This window comes from Streptomyces sp. SID5785 (assembly GCF_009870065.1).
Classification (GTDB): domain Bacteria; phylum Actinomycetota; class Actinomycetes; order Streptomycetales; family Streptomycetaceae; genus Streptomyces.
Map to the genome: position 1 here is coordinate 1 of NZ_WWIA01000390.1, position 820 is coordinate 820.

The window sequence follows — 820 nt, forward strand, 5'->3', positions numbered from 1 at the left end:
GCTGCACCGCCGTCAGCGCCGCGACGAGCGGGCACGGCAGCCCCGCCCCGACCGCCGCGCTGCCCGCGAGCACCACCGCCTCGCACGGCACCGCCCGCACTGCCGCGCCCAGCGCGAACAGGGCGATGCCGCAGGCGGCGAAGCGCCGCCCGCCGAGGCGTGACAGCAGCGTGCCCGTCGCCGCTCCCGCGAGCAGCGAGCCCGCGCCCTGCGCCGCGTACAGCACGCCGGCGTGGGCGGGGGAGCGGCCGAGGCCGTCCACGACCGCGAACACCGAGGCGCCCGAGACCCCCGAAAGGACCATCGCGCCCGCCCCGGACAGCACGAGCGGCCGCAGCGTCCCGTGCCGGCGCAGCTCCCGCAGGCCGTCCAGGGCACGGCCGCCGTCGCGGCGGACCGGGCGCGGGTCCGGGCCCGGCAGCCGGGCGAGCAGGCCCGCGGCCACGGCGAACGTGACCGCGTCCAGGACCGCCACCGGGGGCCCGCCGTAGGCGGCGAACAGGGCGGCGCCCGCGAGCGGGGCCACGACCTTCATGCCCTCGTTCACCGCCGTCCGCAGTCCGTTGAACCCGCCGAGCACGTCCCGCGGCACGGCGCCGGCGAGCCAGGCGGCCTCCGCCGCGTCCGTGACGACACCGCCCGCCCCGTACAGGACCAGGACCGCGAACAGGAGGCCCACGCGGTCCGGGCCGTCCACCGCGGGCAGGGCGAGGACCAGGCAGGCCAGGGCCAGGTTCACGACGACGAGCAGGCGACGGCGCGGCCACCGGTCCGCGAGCGCGCCGAGCAGCGGGCCCGCGAGGGTGGGTGCCCACAGAGC

At 80.0% G+C, this 820-nt stretch carries 1 protein-coding gene; it reads right to left on the bottom strand.

Annotated features, from left to right (window positions below; translation table 11 throughout):
* On the bottom strand, window positions 1–820 hold an 820-nt coding region (locus GTW43_RS12785), incomplete at both ends, for an MFS transporter (RefSeq protein ID WP_161301780.1).